Annotated in this window: 24 protein-coding genes and 1 pseudogene; 9 read left to right on the forward strand and 16 right to left on the reverse strand. The window is 74.4% G+C overall.

Translation table 11 applies throughout. The annotated features are described in order from the left end of the window. Nucleotides 1–189: 189 nt before the first annotated feature. Nucleotides 190–2,118 carry a glycoside hydrolase family 5 protein gene (locus tag ACZ5OX_RS26915; protein WP_465633645.1) on the reverse strand — a complete coding sequence of 643 codons (1,929 nt, stop codon included), beginning with the start codon at nucleotides 2,116–2,118 and terminating at the stop codon, nucleotides 190–192. A gap of 218 nt (nucleotides 2,119–2,336) precedes the next feature. On the opposite strand from ACZ5OX_RS26915, the gene ACZ5OX_RS26920 reads away from it, so the two are divergent. Together ACZ5OX_RS26920 and ACZ5OX_RS26925 are read left to right on the forward strand one after the other, a co-directional pair. Next, nucleotides 2,337–3,134: a universal stress protein gene (locus tag ACZ5OX_RS26920; RefSeq protein ID WP_465633647.1), complete on the forward strand. Its 798-nt coding sequence runs from the start codon at nucleotides 2,337–2,339 to the stop codon at nucleotides 3,132–3,134. A gap of 6 nt (nucleotides 3,135–3,140) precedes the next feature. After that, on the forward strand, nucleotides 3,141–3,977 hold the full coding sequence (locus ACZ5OX_RS26925; RefSeq protein ID WP_465633648.1) for an alpha/beta fold hydrolase: 837 nt from the start codon (nucleotides 3,141–3,143) through the stop codon (nucleotides 3,975–3,977). 142 nt (nucleotides 3,978–4,119) lie between these two features. On the opposite strand, the gene ACZ5OX_RS26930 is transcribed toward ACZ5OX_RS26925, so the two are convergent. Continuing rightward, nucleotides 4,120–4,824 carry a GNAT family N-acetyltransferase gene (locus ACZ5OX_RS26930; protein WP_465633650.1) on the reverse strand — a complete coding sequence of 235 codons (705 nt, stop codon included), beginning with the start codon at nucleotides 4,822–4,824 and terminating at the stop codon, nucleotides 4,120–4,122. 329 nt (nucleotides 4,825–5,153) lie between these two features. Here ACZ5OX_RS26930 and ACZ5OX_RS26935 point away from each other — a divergent pair, with 329 nt between their 5' ends. Then, entirely contained in the window at nucleotides 5,154–5,321 is a 168-nt protein-coding gene (locus ACZ5OX_RS26935) for a hydrophobic protein (RefSeq protein ID WP_465633652.1), read from the forward strand. A 13-nt stretch (nucleotides 5,322–5,334) separates the two neighbouring features. Here ACZ5OX_RS26935 and ACZ5OX_RS26940 read toward each other — a convergent pair whose 3' ends face one another. Both ACZ5OX_RS26940 and ACZ5OX_RS26945 read right to left on the reverse strand, forming a co-directional pair. Continuing rightward, nucleotides 5,335–5,625, reverse strand: a complete 291-nt coding sequence (locus tag ACZ5OX_RS26940) for a helix-turn-helix transcriptional regulator (protein WP_465633654.1) — start codon at nucleotides 5,623–5,625, stop codon at nucleotides 5,335–5,337. Between the two features lie 140 nt (nucleotides 5,626–5,765). Beyond that, nucleotides 5,766–6,224, reverse strand: coding sequence for an SRPBCC family protein (locus ACZ5OX_RS26945; protein WP_465633656.1), 459 nt, complete (start codon nucleotides 6,222–6,224; stop codon nucleotides 5,766–5,768). Between the two features lie 156 nt (nucleotides 6,225–6,380). On the opposite strand from ACZ5OX_RS26945, the gene ACZ5OX_RS26950 reads away from it, so the two are divergent. Then, the gene (locus tag ACZ5OX_RS26950; protein WP_449806895.1) at nucleotides 6,381–6,704 is read left to right on the forward strand and encodes a plasmid stabilization protein; all 324 of its coding nucleotides are present in this window, start codon (nucleotides 6,381–6,383) and stop codon (nucleotides 6,702–6,704) included. A 102-nt stretch (nucleotides 6,705–6,806) separates the two neighbouring features. On the opposite strand, the gene ACZ5OX_RS26955 is transcribed toward ACZ5OX_RS26950, so the two are convergent. The 9 genes and pseudogenes from ACZ5OX_RS26955 to ACZ5OX_RS26995 all read right to left on the reverse strand — a co-directional run bounded on the left by ACZ5OX_RS26955 (nucleotide 6,807) and on the right by ACZ5OX_RS26995 (nucleotide 12,973). Continuing rightward, a complete protein-coding gene (locus ACZ5OX_RS26955; protein ID WP_449806894.1) occupies nucleotides 6,807–7,028 on the reverse strand; it encodes a DUF6480 family protein in 222 nt (73 codons plus the stop codon). A gap of 155 nt (nucleotides 7,029–7,183) precedes the next feature. Beyond that, nucleotides 7,184–8,392 (reverse strand): PP2C family protein-serine/threonine phosphatase, encoded by a 1,209-nt coding sequence (locus ACZ5OX_RS26960; protein WP_465633657.1) that lies wholly within the window; start codon nucleotides 8,390–8,392, stop codon nucleotides 7,184–7,186. 158 nt (nucleotides 8,393–8,550) lie between these two features. After that, nucleotides 8,551–9,378, reverse strand: a complete 828-nt coding sequence (locus ACZ5OX_RS26965) for a 2OG-Fe dioxygenase family protein (RefSeq protein WP_465633659.1) — start codon at nucleotides 9,376–9,378, stop codon at nucleotides 8,551–8,553. Between the two features lie 289 nt (nucleotides 9,379–9,667). Then, nucleotides 9,668–10,027: a low affinity iron permease family protein gene (locus ACZ5OX_RS26970; protein WP_465633660.1), complete on the reverse strand. Its 360-nt coding sequence runs from the start codon at nucleotides 10,025–10,027 to the stop codon at nucleotides 9,668–9,670. Nucleotides 10,028–10,042: 15 nt separating this feature from the next. After that, entirely contained in the window at nucleotides 10,043–10,450 is a 408-nt protein-coding gene (locus ACZ5OX_RS26975; protein ID WP_465633662.1) for a hypothetical protein, read from the reverse strand. A 65-nt stretch (nucleotides 10,451–10,515) separates the two neighbouring features. Beyond that, a pseudogene (locus ACZ5OX_RS26980) lies at nucleotides 10,516–11,254 on the reverse strand (metallophosphoesterase family protein). Then, complete coding sequence (locus tag ACZ5OX_RS26985; protein ID WP_465633663.1) at nucleotides 11,251–11,499, reverse strand: hypothetical protein; 249 nt, start codon at nucleotides 11,497–11,499, stop codon at nucleotides 11,251–11,253. The pseudogene ACZ5OX_RS26980 and the gene ACZ5OX_RS26985 overlap by 4 nt, the downstream one beginning before the upstream one ends. Further along, nucleotides 11,496–12,131, reverse strand: coding sequence for a hypothetical protein (locus ACZ5OX_RS26990; protein ID WP_465633685.1), 636 nt, complete (start codon nucleotides 12,129–12,131; stop codon nucleotides 11,496–11,498). Before ACZ5OX_RS26990 ends, ACZ5OX_RS26985 begins: the two co-directional genes overlap by 4 nt. Nucleotides 12,132–12,412: 281 nt before the next feature. Then, nucleotides 12,413–12,973 carry a hemerythrin domain-containing protein gene (locus ACZ5OX_RS26995; protein ID WP_465633665.1) on the reverse strand — a complete coding sequence of 187 codons (561 nt, stop codon included), beginning with the start codon at nucleotides 12,971–12,973 and terminating at the stop codon, nucleotides 12,413–12,415. Nucleotides 12,974–13,245: 272 nt separating this feature from the next. On the opposite strand from ACZ5OX_RS26995, the gene ACZ5OX_RS27000 reads away from it, so the two are divergent. Next, nucleotides 13,246–13,806: a hemerythrin domain-containing protein gene (locus ACZ5OX_RS27000; protein WP_465633667.1), complete on the forward strand. Its 561-nt coding sequence runs from the start codon at nucleotides 13,246–13,248 to the stop codon at nucleotides 13,804–13,806. A gap of 66 nt (nucleotides 13,807–13,872) precedes the next feature. Here the strand turns inward: ACZ5OX_RS27000 and ACZ5OX_RS27005 are convergent, their stop codons facing one another. Next, nucleotides 13,873–14,445: a type 1 glutamine amidotransferase domain-containing protein gene (locus ACZ5OX_RS27005; protein WP_465633669.1), complete on the reverse strand. Its 573-nt coding sequence runs from the start codon at nucleotides 14,443–14,445 to the stop codon at nucleotides 13,873–13,875. Nucleotides 14,446–14,729: 284 nt separating this feature from the next. Between ACZ5OX_RS27005 and ACZ5OX_RS27010 the strand changes: the two genes are divergently transcribed. From ACZ5OX_RS27010 to ACZ5OX_RS27025, 4 genes are all read left to right on the forward strand, one after another. Beyond that, complete coding sequence (locus tag ACZ5OX_RS27010; RefSeq protein ID WP_465633670.1) at nucleotides 14,730–15,734, forward strand: PHP domain-containing protein; 1,005 nt, start codon at nucleotides 14,730–14,732, stop codon at nucleotides 15,732–15,734. 162 nt (nucleotides 15,735–15,896) lie between these two features. Beyond that, nucleotides 15,897–16,055 (forward strand): hypothetical protein, encoded by a 159-nt coding sequence (locus ACZ5OX_RS27015; protein WP_465633672.1) that lies wholly within the window; start codon nucleotides 15,897–15,899, stop codon nucleotides 16,053–16,055. Between the two features lie 34 nt (nucleotides 16,056–16,089). Next, a complete protein-coding gene (locus ACZ5OX_RS27020; RefSeq protein WP_465633673.1) occupies nucleotides 16,090–16,746 on the forward strand; it encodes a HemK2/MTQ2 family protein methyltransferase in 657 nt (218 codons plus the stop codon). Next, nucleotides 16,730–17,080 carry a CDGSH iron-sulfur domain-containing protein gene (locus tag ACZ5OX_RS27025; protein WP_465633674.1) on the forward strand — a complete coding sequence of 117 codons (351 nt, stop codon included), beginning with the start codon at nucleotides 16,730–16,732 and terminating at the stop codon, nucleotides 17,078–17,080. Before ACZ5OX_RS27020 ends, ACZ5OX_RS27025 begins: the two co-directional genes overlap by 17 nt. Here the strand turns inward: ACZ5OX_RS27025 and ACZ5OX_RS27030 are convergent. Next, entirely contained in the window at nucleotides 17,054–18,049 is a 996-nt protein-coding gene (locus tag ACZ5OX_RS27030; RefSeq protein WP_465633676.1) for an iron-containing redox enzyme family protein, read from the reverse strand. The two genes, ACZ5OX_RS27025 and ACZ5OX_RS27030, sit on opposite strands and share 27 nt — an antisense overlap. Then, complete coding sequence (locus tag ACZ5OX_RS27035; protein ID WP_465633677.1) at nucleotides 18,046–18,351, reverse strand: DUF3040 domain-containing protein; 306 nt, start codon at nucleotides 18,349–18,351, stop codon at nucleotides 18,046–18,048. Before ACZ5OX_RS27035 ends, ACZ5OX_RS27030 begins: the two co-directional genes overlap by 4 nt. Nucleotides 18,352–18,562: the final 211 nt, after the last annotated feature.

Below are 18,562 nucleotides of genomic sequence, written 5' to 3' on the forward strand. Positions count from 1 at the left end.
CGCACCACGGCTTGTGTCGTCATCCACGCGTCCAACCTGCGGTAACGCGGCGACGAGGGCGGGCTTCTGCTCGTTCGTCATCGTCTCACCGACCGCCCAGGTGGCGGGTACCGGCGGAGCACGGCCGACTGCGGCACCGGTCCGCCGCCGCACCGACCGGGCAGGTGCGGCGGCGGACCTGGGCCCGGATCAGCCGAGCGGGCGGCAGAGCAGGGCGGCCGGGGCGCCGTACTGGAGGCGCTGCCAGGTGGAGGCGACGCCGGCCAGGTACTCGCCGTCCGCGCACTGGCCCTTGTAGCGGCCCGGCGCCCAGTCGCTCGCCACCGAGCCGCCCGTGGCGGGCCGGTTGTCGCCCCGGTCGAACCAGAGGGTGCGGCCGGTCAGCGGCAGCGGGGCCGCCGCGGGGGCGCAGAGCAGGGCGGCCATGCCGTTGTTGCGCACGCTGTAGCCGACGGCGAAGGTGCGGTCGGGGCACTGGAGCTTGTCGTAGCCGGACGCCCAGTCGCCCCCGGTGACGTAGCGCTCGTCGGTGACGGTGATCCAGTCGCCGCTGCCGCCGGCCGGTTCGCCCGCGTCCGTGCACAGGGCACGGCTGTCACCGCGGGCGAGGGCGGTCAGGCGCTGGCCGTCCGGGCAGTCGCCCTTGCGGTTGCCGGGGCTCCAGTCCGCGCGCGCGAGCATCCGCCGGGAGAGGTCCTGGTCGGCGTGGTCGAGGCTGAGCATGTTCCAGTGGCCCACCGCGGGCACCGGGCCGCTCGCCGCCGGGGCGCCGACCAGCTTCGTCCAGTCGGCGGCCCGCCAGTCGCCGGGGTCGGTGAGGCCGGTCCTGGTGCCGTCGGGGCCGTAGGAGAGCAGCGCCCAGGTGTCCAGCGGGCGGCCGGCGGTGTCGGCCCAGCCGACCAGCGGCCAGATGGCGAAGTCGGTGTCGTTGCGGACCAGGATGTCGGTGAAGGCGTGCAGCCAGGCCTGTTCCTTGGCGTCGGTCGAGCCCCGGCCGCCGGCGCCGAACTCGCTGATCCACACCGGGGCGGTGAAGTGCTGGCCGGAGCGGGTGACGAACAGCGCCTCGTCGTCCACCACCCGGGCGAGCTGCTCGGGGGTGAAGTCCTGGTAGCGCGGGTCGCCGGTGGATCCGGGGCCACTGCCCGCGCCGGTGTTGGCCGGGCCGGTGTAGCCGTAGAAGTGCGCGGCGTAGACCAGCTTGCCGGAGTCGATCAGGGTGTTGGAGAGGTTGCGCACCGGGGTGAGCATCGGGCGGCCGTGGCTGAACCCGGCGGCGGGGATGCCGTACCAGTTGATGCCCTCCATGACGACCAGCATGTCCGGATCGGCCTGGAGGATGCGGTTGCCGGCCTCCTCGAAGGCGGCGTACTCGTCGTGGGCGTCGCCCATCCCCCAGTTGGGGTCGTCCCAGACGTCCCGGCGGACCTCGTTGCGCAGGTCGGCGCCGACCACCCGCTTGTCGGCCTTGTAGCGGTTCACCATGAACAGCCAGTCGTCCTCCCACTGCGCGGTCGACTGGCCGCTGTTCCAGCGCTCGTTGCCGTCCAGGCCGCAGCAGAAGCGGTAGCTGGTGGTGTGGTTGTTGAGGATCACCGCGAAGCCGTCGGCGGTCAGCGCGGCCACCACGGCGTCGAACACCTGGAGCGGGGTGCGTCCGCGCAGCTCGGGGTTGGCGGCGACGGCGGAGTCCGGGACGGGGACGGTGTCGTGGATCAGCGCGTTGGCGAACGGCAGCCGGATGCTGTTGAGGCCCAGCCCGTGGAAGTCGGCCAGCAGTCGCGGGATCGGCACCCGGTCCAGGCCCAGCGGGATGTTGTGCGACACCTGCCCGGCCTGGTTGTTCGCCGGGTCGTCGGTGCTCCCGCTGCCCTGCCAAGTACCCTGGGCACCCGCCCAGTTGGCCGCCTTCAGCTTGAAGCGCCGGCCGTCGGCGTCCACGATGTAGCGCCCTCGGGTGCTCAGCGGGCCGGTCCAGGACGCGGCCAGGGAGGCGGCTGCCGTGGCCCGGTGCCCCTCGCCGGGCGCCGCGACACCGGGGCCCGCCACCAGGACGGCGAGCACCGGCAGGGCCGCGGCCAGGGCGAGCAGACGCACCGCAAGACTCTTCATGGACATCCCCGCTGTGGTGAGGTGGCTCGGGCCGCGACCGGGCACACCGGAGCCGTCGGCGAGGACAGACGATATGACGGAACCTCAGGCCCGGGAAGAGCGCGTGCCGTCCTCCAGGGGAAATCCGGGTGAAGATCAGCGGCCGCGCCGCGTCACGGTGGCCCCGGGGCCACCGTGACGCGGCGGCCAGGAACCCGGCCGCCGTCAGCAGCCAGGAGCCCGCCGTGACCCACAGCGGCCCCCGGCCGAGCGGACGCAGCCCGTCCACCCCGGTCGCCGTCGCGGCGACCAGGGCGGCGACGGCGGTCATGCCGAGCGGGAAGGCGGTGGCCCCAGCGGTGCAGGTCGTAGGCCGGGCGCGGGCTGCGCAGCTCCACCGCCAGGAGGACGGCGTACCCGGCGAGCGCCAGGCCGAGCAGCACCCGGGTGGCGGCGCGCAGGGCCGCTTCCGGGCACTCGTCCGACGGCCGTCACCCGGGTGCCGGGCCGTGGTGGCGGCGCCGCCCGGCGGCCAGCACCGTGGTCAGGGGGCGGCGATCCGCAGCACAGCGACCCACAGGACGGTGCAGATGAACGCGAACGACTCCGCGCCCCGCGTCGTGGTCGGCGTCGACGGCTCTCCGCCGTCGTACGCCGCGCTGCGCTGGGCGGCCCGGTACGCCACGGTGACCGGCGGGATGGTCGACGCGGTGGGCGCCTGGGAGCCGCCGAGCCACTTCGGCTGGTCGGCGCCGGTGGTCGACAGCACCTTCGACCGGGAGCTCGCCGAGCGGCGGTTCGCCGAGGAACTGCACACGGTGCTCGGCGACGACTGCCGGGTGGAGGTCCGCCAGACGATGGTCATGGGCGACCCCTCCGAGGTCCTCCTGGAGGCGGCCCGGGGCGCCGACCTGCTGGTGGTCGGCAGCCACGGCCACGGCGGCTTCGCCCGCAGCCTGCTCGGCTCGGTGAGCACCCGCTGTGCGCAGCACGCCGCCTGTCCGGTCGTCATCGTCCGGGCCGCCGTCACGGAAGGGAAGTGAGACGCCATGGCGTACATCACCGTCGGCCAGGAGAACTCCACCCCGATCGAGCTCTACTACGAGGACCGCGGCTCCGGGCGACCGGTCGTCCTGATCCACGGGTTCCCCCTCGACGGGCACTCGTGGGAGCGGCAGAGCGCCGCGCTCCTCGACGCCGGGCACCGGGTGATCACCTATGACCGCCGCGGTTTCGGCCGGTCCTCACAGCCGACCACCGGCTACGACTACGACACCTTCGCCGCCGACCTCCACACCCTGGTGGAGACCCTCGACCTGCGGGACGCCGTGCTGGTCGGCTTCTCCATGGGCACCGGCGAGGTCGCCCGCTACGTGTCCAGATACGGCTCCGGCCGCCTCTTCAAGGTGGCCTTCCTGGGCTCCCTGGAGCCGTATCTGCTGAAGACCGACGACAACCCGGAGGGGGCGGGTCCGAAGGACTTCTTCGACGGCATCGTCGCCGCCGTGAAGGCCGACCGGTACGCCTACTACACCGCCTTCTACCGGGACTTCTACAACCTGGACGAGAACCTCGGGAGCAGGATCAGCGCGGAGGCCGTCCGCAACAGCTGGAACGTCGCCACCTCGGGCGGTGCCTTCGCCGCTGCGGCGGCACCGTCCACCTGGTACACCGACTTCCGCGCCGACATCCCGCGCATCGACGTGCCGGCGCTGATCGTGCACGGCACCGCCGACCGCATCCTGCCGATCGACAGCACCGGACGCCCGTTCCACCGGGCGCTGCCCTCCGCCGAGTACGTGGAGATCGAGGGCGCTCCGCACGGCCTGCTCTGGACCCACGCCGAGGAGGTCAACGCGGCGCTGCTCGCCTTCATCGGGGGGTAGCCCGGACGGCGGTTGCCCCCGTGACGGCCGGCGCCCGGGGCGCGGGGCGCGGGGCGCGGCCGTCACGGGACGCGACGGTCAGCGAGTGCGGCCGTCACGGGATGCGTCGGTCAGCGGGCGCGGCCGTCACGGGACGCGACGGTCACGGGATGCGGAAGCCGCGGAAGGTCACCGGCTTGCGGGTCTCGAAGCCGAGGCGCTCGTAGAGTGCGACGGCACCGGTGTTCGCCTCGGCGACGTGCAGGAAGGGGCGTTCGCCCCGCGCCAGGATGCGCGCGACGAGCGCTCCGATCAGGCGGGCGGCGTGGCCCTGCCCGCGCGCCTCGGGGATGGTGCAGACAGCGCTGATCTCCGTCCATCCCGGGGGCCGGAGCCGTTCGCCCGCCATCGCCACCAGGGTGCCGTTGTCGCGGATGCCGAGGTAGGTGCCCAGCTCGTGGGTGCGCGGCCGGAACGGACCCGGTCGGGTCCGCTCGACGAGGTCGAGCATCTCGGGCACGTCCTCCGCTCCCAGTTCGACCACGCCGGTGTCGGGCCCGGCACCAATGTGGTCGGGCCGGCTGCTGCCGGTCCGGATCATCTGGCGGCCTTCGAGGGAGAAGACCGGCTCCCAGTCGGACGGCGGGGTCGCCGGGCAGCTGAACATGTCGGCGAGCTCGCCGGGACCGAGCAGCCGGACGAGCTCGGCCCACTCCCGGGGGCCCGCGTCGGCCGGGAGCGCCGCGAAGGTCGAGACCTCCGGCTGGTAGGTGGCGGCTGCTCCGATCCGGCGGGCGAGGTGCGCGTGCCGGCCGCGCAGTGATTCGCCCACCGGGTCGTCGAGTGCGACGGCGTCGCGGTTCAGCATCGTGCTGGTCCTCTCGGGTCGTGCGGTGCGGTCGGCCGACAGTGTGCCACTCGGCCCGGGGACGTCGCCGACCGGTGACCCGACGGGAGCGGGTCACGGGCCTCCTCGAACGCGAAGTCGCCTGTCCCGCCGGTGACTTCCGCCTGTGACTTCCGCGGCGACCGACCGTCCTCGGATGGGCTCGGCCTCCCTCCCCGGTCGACGGCGCCTGCCGACCGCGGAGCGGCGGGCCACCTCCCGAAGCAGCGATCCGGGGTGCATGGACGCCGCCCGGGTGGGCACACGCGGTGACCGGACCCGTCCTCCTCCCCACGGAAAGGCCGATTCCGATGCTCGCGCTCTTCCTCGTCCTCCTGCTGGTGCTCGTTCTGGGCGGCGCCGGCTTCGTCATTCACGTCCTGTGGTGGATCGCCCTCGCCGTCCTGGTGTTGTGGCTCCTCGGCTTCGTCTTCGCCGCAAGTGGCTCCGGAAGCCGCGCACGGTGGTACCGGTGGTGACCGTCCGCCGCCGTCAACGCAGCAGAACGGCCAGCAGCTCCGCCAGGGTCGGGCCCGCGTCGGCCGGGTGGCGCAGCTGTTTGCCCGCGATCACGTGGTAGACGTTGGTGCGCCCCTGGCGCTCGTGGCTGAGGTAACCGGCCTGCTCCAGGTCGACGATGATCCGCTGCACCGCCCGCTCGGTGAGCAGGCAGCGCGCGGCGATGTCGCGCACCTTGATCCCCGGATCCCGGGCGATCTGCACCAGCACGCGAGCATGGTTCGTGAGGAAGGTCCAACCCGGGCCCGCCGGCCGGTCGTTCACGGCTTCAGCATACGGCCCGGACCTCGCCGTCGGGGCCGCCCGCTTCTCCGCACCCCGCTGACGGGCGCCATCGCGCAGACCCGGCCGCCCGGTGGCCCCGGTCCCTGAGGAACCGGGGTCACCGGGCGATCGGACGGAGCTCAACCGGGGCTCACCCGGCCGCGCCAGCCGCCCTCCTCGCTTCCGCGGTGCTCGATGAAGTCCTTGAAGCGCCGCAGATCCCCCTTCACCCGCCGGTCGACCATTCCCATCGCGTCTCCGGCCTTCTCGGCAACGCCCTCGGGCCGGAAGTCGATGGCCATGTTGACCCGCGTGTGCTCGTCGTCGAGCCGCTGGAACGTCACCACGCCGTGTTGCTTCACCTCACCGTGGACGGTGCGCCAGGCGATCCGCTCGTCGGGCAGCTGGTCGACGATCTCGGTGTCGAACTCACGGGTGACTCCGCCGATGCTCGTCCGCCAGTGGTTGTGGCGGTCGTCCAGCTGGGTCACCGAGTCGACGCCCTCCATGAAACGCGGGAACTCCTCGAACAGTGTCCACTGGTTGTAGGCGGTGTCCAGGGGCACGTCGACGTCGACCGATTCCTTCACCATGCTCATCCGGGGCCTCCTTGCTCGGCACGGCCGGGATCGTCCCGACCGCCCCCGCGCCTGCCCGCCGGGCGCCGGATCAACCCTGCGACCGGGCGGATCGAAGCCCGTGTTCGGGGTAGACGCCGGTACGTCCCCACCAGCCCCAGGACCGAGGAGGAAGCCATGCCCGCCGGTTCGAGCAGGAAGCGTGAACGCCAGTACGAGCACATCAAGGAGAGCGCCCTGGACCGCGGCGAGAGCGAGAAGCGGGCCAAGGAGATCGCCGCCCGCACCGTGAACAAGGAACGGGCCCGGCACGGCGAGTCGAAGACCGCCAGCCGCTCCTCGACCCACGACATGTCCTCCTCCCGGCGCGGCGGTCAGCGCTCGCACTCCGGCGCCCAGGGGCCGACGAAGGACCAGCTCTACAACGAGGCCAGGCAGCGCAACATCCACGGCCGCTCGAAGATGAACAAGAAGCAGCTCGAAGACGCACTCGGACACTGACCCGCCAACGCCCGGCCCGGCCCGCACCACCGCGGGCCGCCCGCACCCGGAAATGAGCGAGCGAGGGGCCCGCTCATGGTGTGTACCTCCGGACAGGCCGGGTCAGGCGATGAAGATCATGGCGACGAGCATGACCGATACGGCCAGAGCCAGCCCCACGATCACGACCGCGGGCCAGATGCCCCAGGCCGTGCGCAGTTCCTCGGGTTCGGGATGGGAGATGCCCGATGTACCGCCCTCCGCCGGCGGGGTGTCCCCACCGGGCAGGGCGCCGTGTTCGTCGAGCGCCGGAGTGCGGTCCGGGTCGGGGTCGGGTGTCGTCATGGTGAGTCCCGGGGAGAAGTGGGATCCGATGCCGGGCGGCTTCCCCGGGCCGGGGGCCGGAAACGTCACACGCCTGGCGAACGCGCGCCTGCGTCCCTGCCGGGACCGGACCGCCCGCCGTTCGAAGGCCGACGGTCGGACCGCGGTGCCGGCCCTCACCCGCCACGGCCCTGGGGGTGCCATTCGGCGAGGAGGATCGTGGCGTCGTCGCGGAGCCGGTGGTTCTGGTGCGCGAGCAGCGAGTGGGTCAGGTGTCGCAGGGCCTCGGGGGCGGGTTCGCCACTCGCCATGTGCTGGACGAGGGTGTCGGTCAGGCGTTCCTCGCCGAAGACGTCGCCGGTGGGTGAGCGGGCGTCGGTGACGCCGTCGGTGTAGATCAGGACCCGGTCACCGGGCTGGAGCCTGGTGTGGTGGACGGCTTGCGGGCCGCGGTCGTGGTAGCCGAGTCCGAGGGGCAGTTCGGGCCGCCGTCGCAGGGCGCCGGCGACGACGTGCCGGCCGCGGATGAGCAGCGGCGTCGGATGACCGCAGTTGACCCAGGTGAGCTCACCGGTGGCGGAGTCCAGGTCGGCCACGACGGCGGTCAGCAACCGGTCGGGGATCCAGCGGCCCAGCGTGCGGTCGATGGCCTGGGCGATGGCCGCGAGGTCGCCGCCGGCCCGGCGGGTGCTGCGGCAGGCCGCCAGGGCGACCGAGCTGGCCCCGCCGGAGGCGAGGTCGTGCCCCATGGCGTCGAACACGGACATGTGCAGGCGTCCACCCGCCACCGAGTGGTCGAAGGCGTCGCCACCGACCTCGTAGGCGGGTTCGAGGACCGCGCTGGAGGTGAAGTCGCGGGTACCGATGGTGCGCGGCGGCATGAAGGCCCACAGGAGTTCGGCCTGCAGGCTCATCGGCCGGTCGCGCGTCGTACGGACGATGACGTCGCTGTACGCGGACTTGGAGACCGTCAGCAGCGCGACGAGCGCGGCCAGGGCCTCCCAGCGGTCGGCTGCCTCCAACCCCGCCGCCGGAGCCTCGATCCGCAGGACGCCGATCCGTTCGATGCCGTCGACGAGCGGGAACCAGCCGACCTGCGGCGGCCCGGTGGAGATCCGGGTCCGCTGCAGCCGGTAGGCCCGGCCCGCGAGCGTGGTCTCGATCTCCTCGGCGGCGACGTGTTGCGGGGGGTCGTCGCCGTGGACGAGCAGGGGCACGAGGTTCCGCTGCTGGACGTCGGCGAGGTAGATCCGGGCGTGGGCCGCGCCCAGCTCGCGGGCCGCTTCCTCCAGGAGGCCGGGCAGGTCCCTGGGCCCGCTCGCTCGCGCACGCGCCAGGAGCCGGGACAGCACCCTGCCCAGCGCCGCTTCGTCGCATCCGGACACTCCGGGCCTCCTCTCGCGACGGTCCGCCCGCGCGCCGCGCCCGGCCCGGCGCCTGTGACGACGGCCGGAAGGGCCGACGGAGCGTTCGTGCTCCCATCGTCGTACCGTGCGGGAGTCCGGTCCACCGACCGGACTCGTCCGCGCTTGCCGGGCTCCTGCTACAGCCCGGGGGTGTAGGGGGCGACACCGACGATCAGGATGTCCCGCCGGCCCTCCTCGCCGTCGCCGCCGAGCCGGACCGGGCCGACGTAGTGGCTGACGCGGCAGTCGTGCACGCCGTAGCCGTCCAGCGGCTCGGTCAGGACGAAGCGGTCGTGGACGGCCTCGGGCGCCAGCGCGTCGGGCTGCCGCCCGGCACTCTCGGGCGTCGCGACGACGTTCTCGCCGCCCTCGACGTTCCGGCGGCCGATCAAGTGGGCGAAGGTGAACGTAGCCGGTGAACCTCCGTCCTGGTGCAGGCAGTCGGGCGAGGACACCGCGACCTGCTGTCGGCCCCGCACGCCGAGCGAGATCAGGTGCACCCCGACGTAGACCGGGACGCGATGGAGGTCCTCCAGCCACAGGGCGTGGCCCAGGTCGGCGTGGATCAGGGCGTCGAGCAGCCGGTTGTCGTGCAGGGCGGGCGGGATGTCGGGCAGCCTCCGTCGCACGCGCGGGTACTCCGGGTTGTGCTCGTCCTGCCAGTACTCGGTGACGGTGCCGAACTCCTCGTCGGGCGCTCCGGGGATGTAGGACAACTCACCGGTCCACGGCAGGTACACGGCGTGCGAGTAACGGCGGAACCGGTTGGTCGCCCGCGCGTACGGATCCCGCGGCAGGTCCCGGTAGGCGGCGGCCAGCTCGGTGAAGTCCTCGGCCAGGGCTCCGGCGTCGACACCCAGGTCGGCGGGGCCCAGCCGGGCGTAGCCGTCCCGCCGGACCCTCGTGGCCTGCCCGGCCGGCTGGACGCCGCCCACCCGGCCGGACGTGTTCGTGCTCTCGTCCATCGGCTGCTCCCAGCGCTCCCGGCCGGGATCCGGCACGGGTCCGTTTCCCCGCCCCTGTACGGCCGTGTCCCTTGTACGGCCGTGTCCCTTGTACTGCCGTTTCCCTCCACGCTGGCACGCCCCGGGCGGTCGCACCGCCGTGGCGTCCGCCGTGCGGGCGAACGCGGGCCGGCGCGGCGGCCGTCTCCGCGGCTCGGGTGCCGCCCCTGGGCAGCCCGGTGCCGGGCTCGGTCACCGGGGCCCCCGAACCGGGTCGGGTGGGTGGTCCCGGCTCTGCTCACTGTCCGGATCAGACCTCGTCCTCCAGGCGGATCGCGTGCTCCAGGTCCCGCTTGGCCTCGTCCCGGTTGCTCTCCTCCTCCGCCAGGAGAGCGGCCGCTATGGCGTCGAGCTTGCGCTGGATCGCGTGCTCGGCCCGGCGCTCGGCGTTCTTCAGCAACGCGAGCAGCAGCAGCGTCACGGCCGACATCGTGTCACCGACGAGGAGTTGCCACGAGAACGGGAGCCCCGCGACGTGGACCGCCACGAAGGCGGCCACGAGCAGCACGCACATCGCGTAGAACACCGGCGAACTCGTCAGGTTGGACGCCCGGTCCGCCAGCCGCGCGAATCCTCCCCGGCCCCGCTCCACCGGGTGGCTCAGCGTCATGTCACTCTCCGCCCGTCAGTGGCCGAACAGGTGCCGGATGCGGCCGCCCCTCGCCGGCCCGGCCGCCGGCCCGCCACGGCCATCCTGCTCGGCGGCGCGTTCCGCCGGCGGCGCGACCGGCTCGTCGACGGGTTCCACCCGCCCTGCGGGCCGCGTCGGGGCGGCCTCGCGGCGCACCGCGGTCCCCGCCCCGGGGCGGACCGCTCGCGGGCTCCGCCTGGCGAGCCCCGTCAGCGCCAGCCCCAGACAGAAGATCAGGCCGAGCGCCACACCGGCCAGGAAGACGCCCAGGCTGCTGAGCGGCACCAGGTCGTTACCCAGCACCGTCGCCTGGTAGTCGGGCCCGCCGGAGAGGTTGTCCGCGATCAGTAGCCCGATGAAGGCGCCGGACGCCGACATCAGCAGAATTCCCAGCAGCAGCATCGTGCTCTCCTTCCGTCCCGGTCCGGTTCGCGTGGCCTCCCGCGTCTACCCGGCCCGTCCCGGCCCTAACGCTCCGGCACGTGCAGCCGGTAGACCGCGAACGCCCGCCTGATGACCGGTTGCGCGACGTTGCGCACGCGCACGCCGCACGCCGCACGCCGTGAGACCGCGCTCGGTGCCGAGGTGCGCATGGCCGTGGACGGCGAGGTCGGCGCCGCCCGCGTCGATCGCCTCGGCCAGCAGGTAGCTGCCGAGGAAGGGGTAGATCTCCGGGGATTCCCCGGCCAGGGTGTCCGGCACTGGGGCGAAGTGCGTCAACGCGACGCGTACGTCGCAGCCCTCGGCCGTCAGCCCTTCCAACGCGCTCCGCAGGCCGTCCGCGCACTGCCTGGAGTGCCGGATGAACGCCTTCATCTCCGGCTCTCCGAACTCGCCGCCGCTGCGCCCGGCGAACCCGCCGCCGAAGCCCTTGGTGCCGGCCACGCCGACCAGTCGGCCGTCGACCCGGACGACGGCCGCGGAGCGCTCCAGCACCCGGACCCCGTGGTCGGCCAGGATCCGGGCGACCTCGCCGGGGTGGCCCGCGTCGTAGTCGTGGTTGCCGAGGACCGCGATCACCGGGACGGGCAGACCGGCGACCTCCTCCCCCACCACCGCCGCCTCCTCGGGCGTCCCGTGCCGGGTCAAGTCCCCGGCCAGCAGCAGGAGATCGGCCAGATCGGCCAGGGTGGCGAAGGCGGGACGCAGCAACCCCCGGCTGTCCGGGCCGAGATGGACGTCCCCGACGGCGGCGACCCGGATCACGGCAGGTCCTCCGCACTCGTCGGGGGTCTGCCATCGACGAGGGCGATGTCGGTGTGCACCACCAGGCCCCGGAGGGCCTCCGCGACGATGCGTTCGACCGCCGCGCGGCGCTGCTCGGTCGGCACGGTGCCGCGGACGTCGACGTGGGTGCCGTGCAGTTCGATCCGCAGCCCGAGTTCGCCGACGTCGTCGGCGAGACGGTCACGCAGGTGGGCGAGGCGGTACTCGGTGTCGTCGGTCGTCATCGGACCGTCTCCTCGGGTTCGCCGGGCTCGATCACCTGGAGGCGCTCCAGGAGGTACAGGAAGGCGTCCGGCATCGGCGTGCCGCCGCGTTCGGCCCGCACCCGCCCCCAGTCGACCTTCTCCCGCAGCGGCCGGACCACCGCGAGCACCGCCCCGAAGTCGCAGTGGTGCTCGGAGAACGCCGCGAGGAGGCTGCTGACGATGTCGGTGGCGGCGAGCACCGGCATCTGCACCGAGTCGACGGGCAGCACCTCCGCACGGTCCAAGAGCTCGGAGGTGACCGGCCGCTTGGCGAGTTCGAGGATCAGGTCGACGTCCTGGCCCAGGCAGCGGGCCTTGATCAACCAGTCCTCCGGCGGAAGGAACACCTGGAGCCCGGCCTCGCGCAGCGTGCGGGTCACGGCCACGGCGTCCTCCCTGCGGATGCAGAAGTCCGCGTCGTGCTGGAGCCTCACGGTCGCGCCGTGCGCGTAGGCGGCGACCCCGCCGGCGAGCGCGAACGGATGTCCCTTGGCCTTCAGCAGCGAGCCGATCCGCTTGGCCGCCTCCAGGATCGCCTGGGCACGGTCGAGCGGGAGTCGCGCGTCCTGGTCCGGGGCCGACCGGTCGTCCGTCCCCAGGCGTGGCTGCACGGCGGATTCGAGGTTTTCGGTGCGCTGGTCCACTGGATCTCCCGGACCCTCTCCGCCCCCCGCCGGCCGTCCGGCCGGAACACTCCGGCGCGTACCCCACTGGACCGCCTTCACGCCGCGCGGTTCCCATTCAGGACCCTGCCGCGCCCGGCGACGAGGTCACGGGTCCCGTCGGCCAGCCCGGCGCCCGGGCGCGAGCAGCTTGTTCGCCGGCGGGGTGTTCGGGGCCGCGGGATGCGGCCGGGTCGTGAAACGCGGCCCCGCACTCCGGTTCGCGGCGCTCAGTGCGGCCCTCCCGGGGGCAGGTAGTCCCGCATCCGCTCGACGACGGAGCGCTCGGGCGGCGGGAGCCGGTCGGCGGGCCGTTCGGTCGGCGGCTGGTGGCGGGGGCGTCCGGTCGAGGACTCCTTGGTCTCACGGGCCCGGACCGCCAGGGCGTGCAGTTCGGCCTCGGTGGTGACGGCCCGGACCGCGGGGAAGAGCCGTGCCTCCTCGTCGCCGGCGTGCCGGGTCACCTCCTCGGTCAGCCGGGCCACCAGGCGGTCGAAGCGGGGCGAGGTCACGTGGGTCGGGCGGAGCTCGCCGAGCAGCGCCTCCACGCCTCGGTGGTCGGCGAGTTCACGGTCCGCCACGGCGGGCCCGTCGGCCAGCCGGTCGCGGACGAGCGGGTAGAGGTGCTCCTCCTCGGCCCGGCTGTGCCGGACCAGCTGGTCCGTCAGCAGGTCGACCAGCTCCTTGCGTCGCGGGTCCCCGGCGGGGATGCCGCTGAGTTCGCTGAAGTGGACCAGCACCGACCGGTGGTCGGCGGTCAGCTGCTCCAACAGGTCTTCGTCATAAGGCACGGGTGGTGTCCCTTCCTGGGTACGCCGGTCAGCCCTCCAGGGCGTCGGCGATGCGGTGCGGGTTTCCCGTCGCCCCGGCGTGTCCCCCCGGGCTCCACCGCCAAACTCCGGCCGGCGGCGTGGAGCAACGGCGCCGGCCGCGCGGCGCGCCGGTACCGTCCGGGTGGCTCCGAAGAGTCCTTCGGACGGTTCCCTCCCTCCGTACCGGGCAGACGCCGGGCACCGCGTGCGCAACCCGGGCGTACGGCGACCGGCATGAGACGGAGGCCACCATGAACGGTGCCGAGGGCTTCCCGAACCGGCTGTCCGCCGAGCACCGGGCCATCGAGGCGCTGCTGCGCCAGCTGACCCGCACCACCAACCGCGTCGGTGCCCCCGACGGTGAGGCCCTACGGCTGTTGGGTTCCCTGCGGCGGCTGCTCAGCCCCCACCTCCTGGTGGAGGAGGCCCACCTGTATCCGCTGGCGCGACGGCGTCTGCCGGCCGGTGACGCGCTGGCGGACGCCGCGGGCCGCAGCCACACGGCGATCCGGCGACTGCTCGACCGGGCCCAGGACGAACGGCTGTCCGCCGGCGGGCGCCGGCACGCCACGGCCGTCCTGGTCGTCCTGCTCCGCGCGCACCTGCGCGGCGAGGACGAGCGGCTGTTCCCGGCCCTGCGTGCCCGTGCCGCGGCGGAGGAGCTGCGGAGCTGCGAACGCCGCATGCGCGAGGGGCGGGCCAGGCGGCCGGGCGCACCGCTGTGGGGGCTCCCGCCGGGGACCGGGGCGATCGCCTCCCTCCGGGACGACGTCAGCGGGCACGACACCTCCGGGCACCAGCACTCGCCGTGACGTGCGTCGGTGCCCGTCGGCGCCCGCCGGCCGGCGCCGCGTCGGCCCCCAGCCCCGCGTCGGCCCTCAGCGCGGGCTGACCGCCTCGGCCCGGGCGTGCAACGCGGCGTCGATGCCGCGCAGGAAGTGTTCGAGGTCGCCGGGGTTGCGCGAGGTCACCAGGTGCCAGTCGTCGGTGTCGTCCGTGACCAGCGGCTCGTCCGCCCAGGTGGCGCCGGCGTTGGCGAGGTCGGTGCGCAGGGACGGGTAGGAGGTCAGCCGCTTGCCGTACGCGACGCCTGCCTCGACCAGCAGCCAGGGGCCGTGGCAGATGGCGGCGACGGGCCGCCCCGAGGTGGTGAAGGCGAGCACCGTGTCGACGGCGGGCCGTTGGAGCCTGAGGGTGTCCGCGTTGACGGTGCCGCCCGGGATGAGGAGCAGGTCGTAGCCGGTGGCGTCGACCTCGTCGAGGGTGAGTGTCGGGCGCACCGTCTCGCCGGGTTCCTTGTCCCCGACCAGGGTGCGGATGTCGCCCCGGTCGGGGGCGGCGATGTCGACCTGGACGCCGTTCTCGCGCAGGTGCCGTGCGGGGACGAGAAGTTCGTCCTGTTCGACACCGTAGTTCGTCACGATCGCCAGGACCTTGCCGTGCCGGTGCATGTCTCCTCCTGGTCGTGTCGGTTCACCGGGTGCGCGTGCGCACCCCCGGGCTCGGCGGGTACCCACCGAGCCCCCGGTCATGCCGGGTTCACCGGCCTCGGTCCGGGTAGCCGCCGGGCGACGGGCGGGCCGTCCGCACCCGCCCCGGGACCCGAGGAGGCGGCTGTGGGTATCGGACGACGCTCCCGAGTCACGCCCGACGCGCGGCGGGAGCTGGTCCCCGGCGAGCGCCGCGGGGCCGTGCCCACCCGGGCGGGCGCGGTGACCTGAGGCGGGCGCGGACCGTGGACCCGGCGCAGGCACTGCGAAGGATCGCCTTCCTCCTGGAGTGGAAGGGCGCCTCCCCGTACCGGGTGCGGGCGTTCCACACGGCCGCCGAGGCCGTCCGCGGCCTGCCGCCCGGCGTGGTGGACGCCGCCGGCGTCCGCCGCCTGCGGGGCGTCGGGCCGGTCACCTCCGAGGTGATCGCCCAGGCGTCGACCGGTGCGACGCCGCCGTACCTGGCCCGGCTGGAGGCCGAGGCCGGGCCTGCGGCGCTGGCCGGCTGGGAGCTGCTGGCCGCCGCCCGGGGGGACTGCCACCTGCACTCCGACTGGTCCGACGGCGGCCACCCGTTCGAGGAGATGGCCGACGCCGCCCGCGGGCTGGGGCACGACTGGGCGGTGCTCACCGACCACTCGCCCCGGCTGACCATCGCCCACGGCCTCAGCCCCGAACGCCTGCGGCGCCAGCTCGACGAGGTGGCGGCCTGGAACGCCGCCCTCGACGGTCCGTTCCGACTGCTGACCGGGATCGAGTGCGACATCCTCGAGGACGGCTCGCTCGACCAGGAGCCGGAGCTGCTCGACCGGCTCGACCTGGTGGTGGCCTCGGTTCACTCGAAGCTGCGCTCCGAGCCGGGCCCGATGACGGACCGGATGCTGGCCGCGGTCCACGCCCCCCGCACCAACGTCCTGGGGCACTGCACCGGCCGGATCGTCACCGGGCGCGGCCGGCCGCCGTCCCGCTTCGACGCCCGCGCGGTCTTCGCGGCCTGCGCCGCGAACGCGACGGCGGTGGAGATCAACTGCCGCCCCGAGCGCCGCGACCCGCCCGACGACCTGCTGCGCCTGGCCGCGCGGATGGGCTGCCTGTTCGCCGTCGACACCGACGCCCACGCACCCGACCAGCTGCACTGGTTCGGCTCCGGTTACGCCCGGGCGGCCCGGTTCGGTCTCGAACCCGAGCGGCTGATCACCACCTGGCCACGCGAACGACTCCTCGCCTGGACCGGACGGACCAACGGCTGACCGGCCCTCCGCACGGCTCGGCGGGCCCGCTGCCGCCGGGCCCCCGCCGTGGCCGGTACGGGCTCATCGGGGCTCCCCGGTGCCCCTGGTCAGCCGTCGCCGCCCTGCGTTTCGCCCCCGCCGTCCGGGGCAGCCGCGCCGGCGTAGACCCCTGGAGGAGCCATGACCGCCGTCGTCCCCGATCTCCCGGTCCGACCTGCCGTACCCGTGCACCGGTACCGCACCGAGCGCCGGGCCGCCCTGGTCCGCCGCGCCGCCGGGCGCCAGTGGCCGGCCAGGTCCCGCCACGGGATCCACCGGGCCCTGCCGGCCCGCACGTGACGGGCCGCGACCGCCGCGCCGGGAAGGAACCGCCATGCTCCTGGTCCGACCGCCCGGGGTCTACCCGCCCCAGGGCGACACCGAGCTCCTGGCCTCGTGCGTGCTCAGGGAAGCGCTGGACGGCTCCAGCCGGGTGCTCGACCTCTGCACCGGAACCGGCGCCGTCGCGCTCGTGGCGGCCCGGACGGGTGCGCGGGTCACCGCCGTGGACCTGTCCGCCCGGGCCGTCGCCACCGCCTGGGTCAACAGCCGGCTGCACCACCGGCGTGTCCGGGTCCGCCGGGGCGACCTGCTGGCCCCGGTCGCCGGACGGAGCTATGACCTGATCACCGCGAACCCGCCGTACGTCCCGGTCCGCGCCACAGCGGCCACCGCCGGCCGCGGCGCCGCCCTGGCCTGGGACGCCGGACCGGACGGACGGCTGGTGCTGGACCGGATCTGCCGCGAGGTGCCCGGTCTGCTCGCCCGCGGCGGCGTGCTCCTGTTGGTGCAGTCCTCGCTCGCGGACATCCGCGCCACGCTCTCGCAGCTGCGCGCGGGCGGGCTGCGCACCGGTGTCGCGGCACGGCGGCGGCAGGCGTTCGGACCGGTGATGACCGCCCGGGCCGCCCTGTTCGAGCAGCGCGGGCTGATCCGTCCGGGCCGCCGCGAGGAGGAACTGGTGGTGATCCGCGGTGTCCGCGAACGGTGACCGGCCGACGACCCGGGTGGTCGTCGTCCCCGGCGGCCCGCTGCTGGTGGAGGGGCCGGTGGAGGTGGTCCTGCCGGACGGTACGGTGCGGGTCTGCGAGCGCCCGGTGGTGGCGCTCTGCGCCTGCCGCCGCAGCCGCATCTACCCGTTCTGCGACACCAGCCACCGACGGCACGGCCGCCCGGCCCGGGGATCGGGGGAACGCGGAGCGGTCGAAGCGGGCGGAGCGGGCGGAGCGGGCGGAGCAGGAGGGCGGGGAGCGCGGGAGCGGAAGACGGACGGGCGGGAAGAGGCGGACGGGCGGGAATCAGACCGGATCGTCGGGCAGGGGTGAGCGCAGCGAGGTGCGCCCGGCCCGCCAGCGGTCGAGCAGGTGGTCCGCGAAGCGTCCGTCGACCACCCCGGCCGCGGCGGTGCCGAACGCCACGTCGCGGGCGCACTCCGGCTCGGCGGCGACCAGTTCCTGGATGACCCCGCGGCGCACCAGCTGCTCGTGGACGGCGTCCGCCTCGATGTGCTCACGGTAGAAGAGGGTGCCGTCCGGTCCCCCGCCGAGCCGCTCCAGCGCCGCCGCCAGGCGGGCCGAACCGGGCGAGGAGGTGATCTCGACGGTGGCGAAGTGGCCGACGGCCGCGCCGCGCAGCGCCCGGTGCAGGCCGAGGAGCGTCATCAGGTTGACCACCGCCAGGGTCGGTGCCGGGACGAGGTCCAGATAGTGCCCGTAGCCGGGGTCGAGGTCGAAGGCGGTCATCATCCGGGCGAACAGCAGGGCGTGGGCCCGTTCCGGCCGTCCGGCGCCGTACTCGTCGTAGAGGATCGCCGTCAGCACCGCCTGGGCGGACCCGTGGATCCTCGGCAGCATCCACAGCTGCGGATCGGCTTCCTTGAGGTGGTAGACCGAGCGGTGCACCAGGTACTCGCGGGCGTGCCGGCGCTCGCCCTCGGCGAGCAGGAAGTGGGAGGGGCCGGTGCCGTCGGGCGGCTCGGTGAGCAGCGCCTCCAGGGCTTCCCGCAACGGCGGCACGGGTTCCGCCTCCGCGCGCACCGCGGCCAGGAACGGGCGCTCCAACTCCTGGCGGAACCGGAGGAGTTCGGGATCCCACTCCCAGCCGTCCGACACCCCGGGCAACCCCCGGTCGTGCAGCTCGTAGCACAGGTGGAGGGCGAGCTGGTGGTCCTCACCCCACGGCTCGGCGAGGGAGCCGGGCGCAGCGCGCAGGCGGCAGGCCCCGGGCGGTCCGGTGGTGAGCAGGGCCAGCACCGCCGCCGACAGCGGTCCACGCGGAGCGGGCAGCCCGCTCACCGCGACCTCCCCCGCCCGTCGGCGCAGGCACAGAGCACCGCGAAGGCGATCGCGAGCGTCAGCGCCCAGCAACCGCTGAACGCCCACAGGACGGGCGCGGACGACGTCCGCAGCCCCGCGACGAGCAGGCCGAGCGAGAGCAGGGCGAGCCCCAGGACGGCCCGAGGCCGTACCCCGCGCATCAGCTCCCAGACCCTGGCGCGCACCCCGAGCCCGAAGCCTCGCAACCGGGCGTCGAGCGCGTGGTCGCGCCGCAGTTCCCCTTCGATCCCGAGCAGTTCCTCCCGCTCCCGCCCGTCCATCGTCTCCTCCTGCCTTCGCGGCCCCCCGCTTCGTCCGGGGCGGGTGCCCGGACGGCGCGCCCTCTAACCCGCGGACCCGGCGTCCGGTGAGGCGAGGTGGCCCACGCACTGCGCGCGGGCCACCCCCGGGGCCTCAGCCCTCCTCGGGCTCGTCCGCCCAGCCGGGGGCGCCGCGGTCCTCCAGCTCCTCCCGCAGCCAGGCCAGCGTGGC

The sequence above is a fragment of the Kitasatospora sp. NPDC032121 genome (assembly GCF_055580145.1).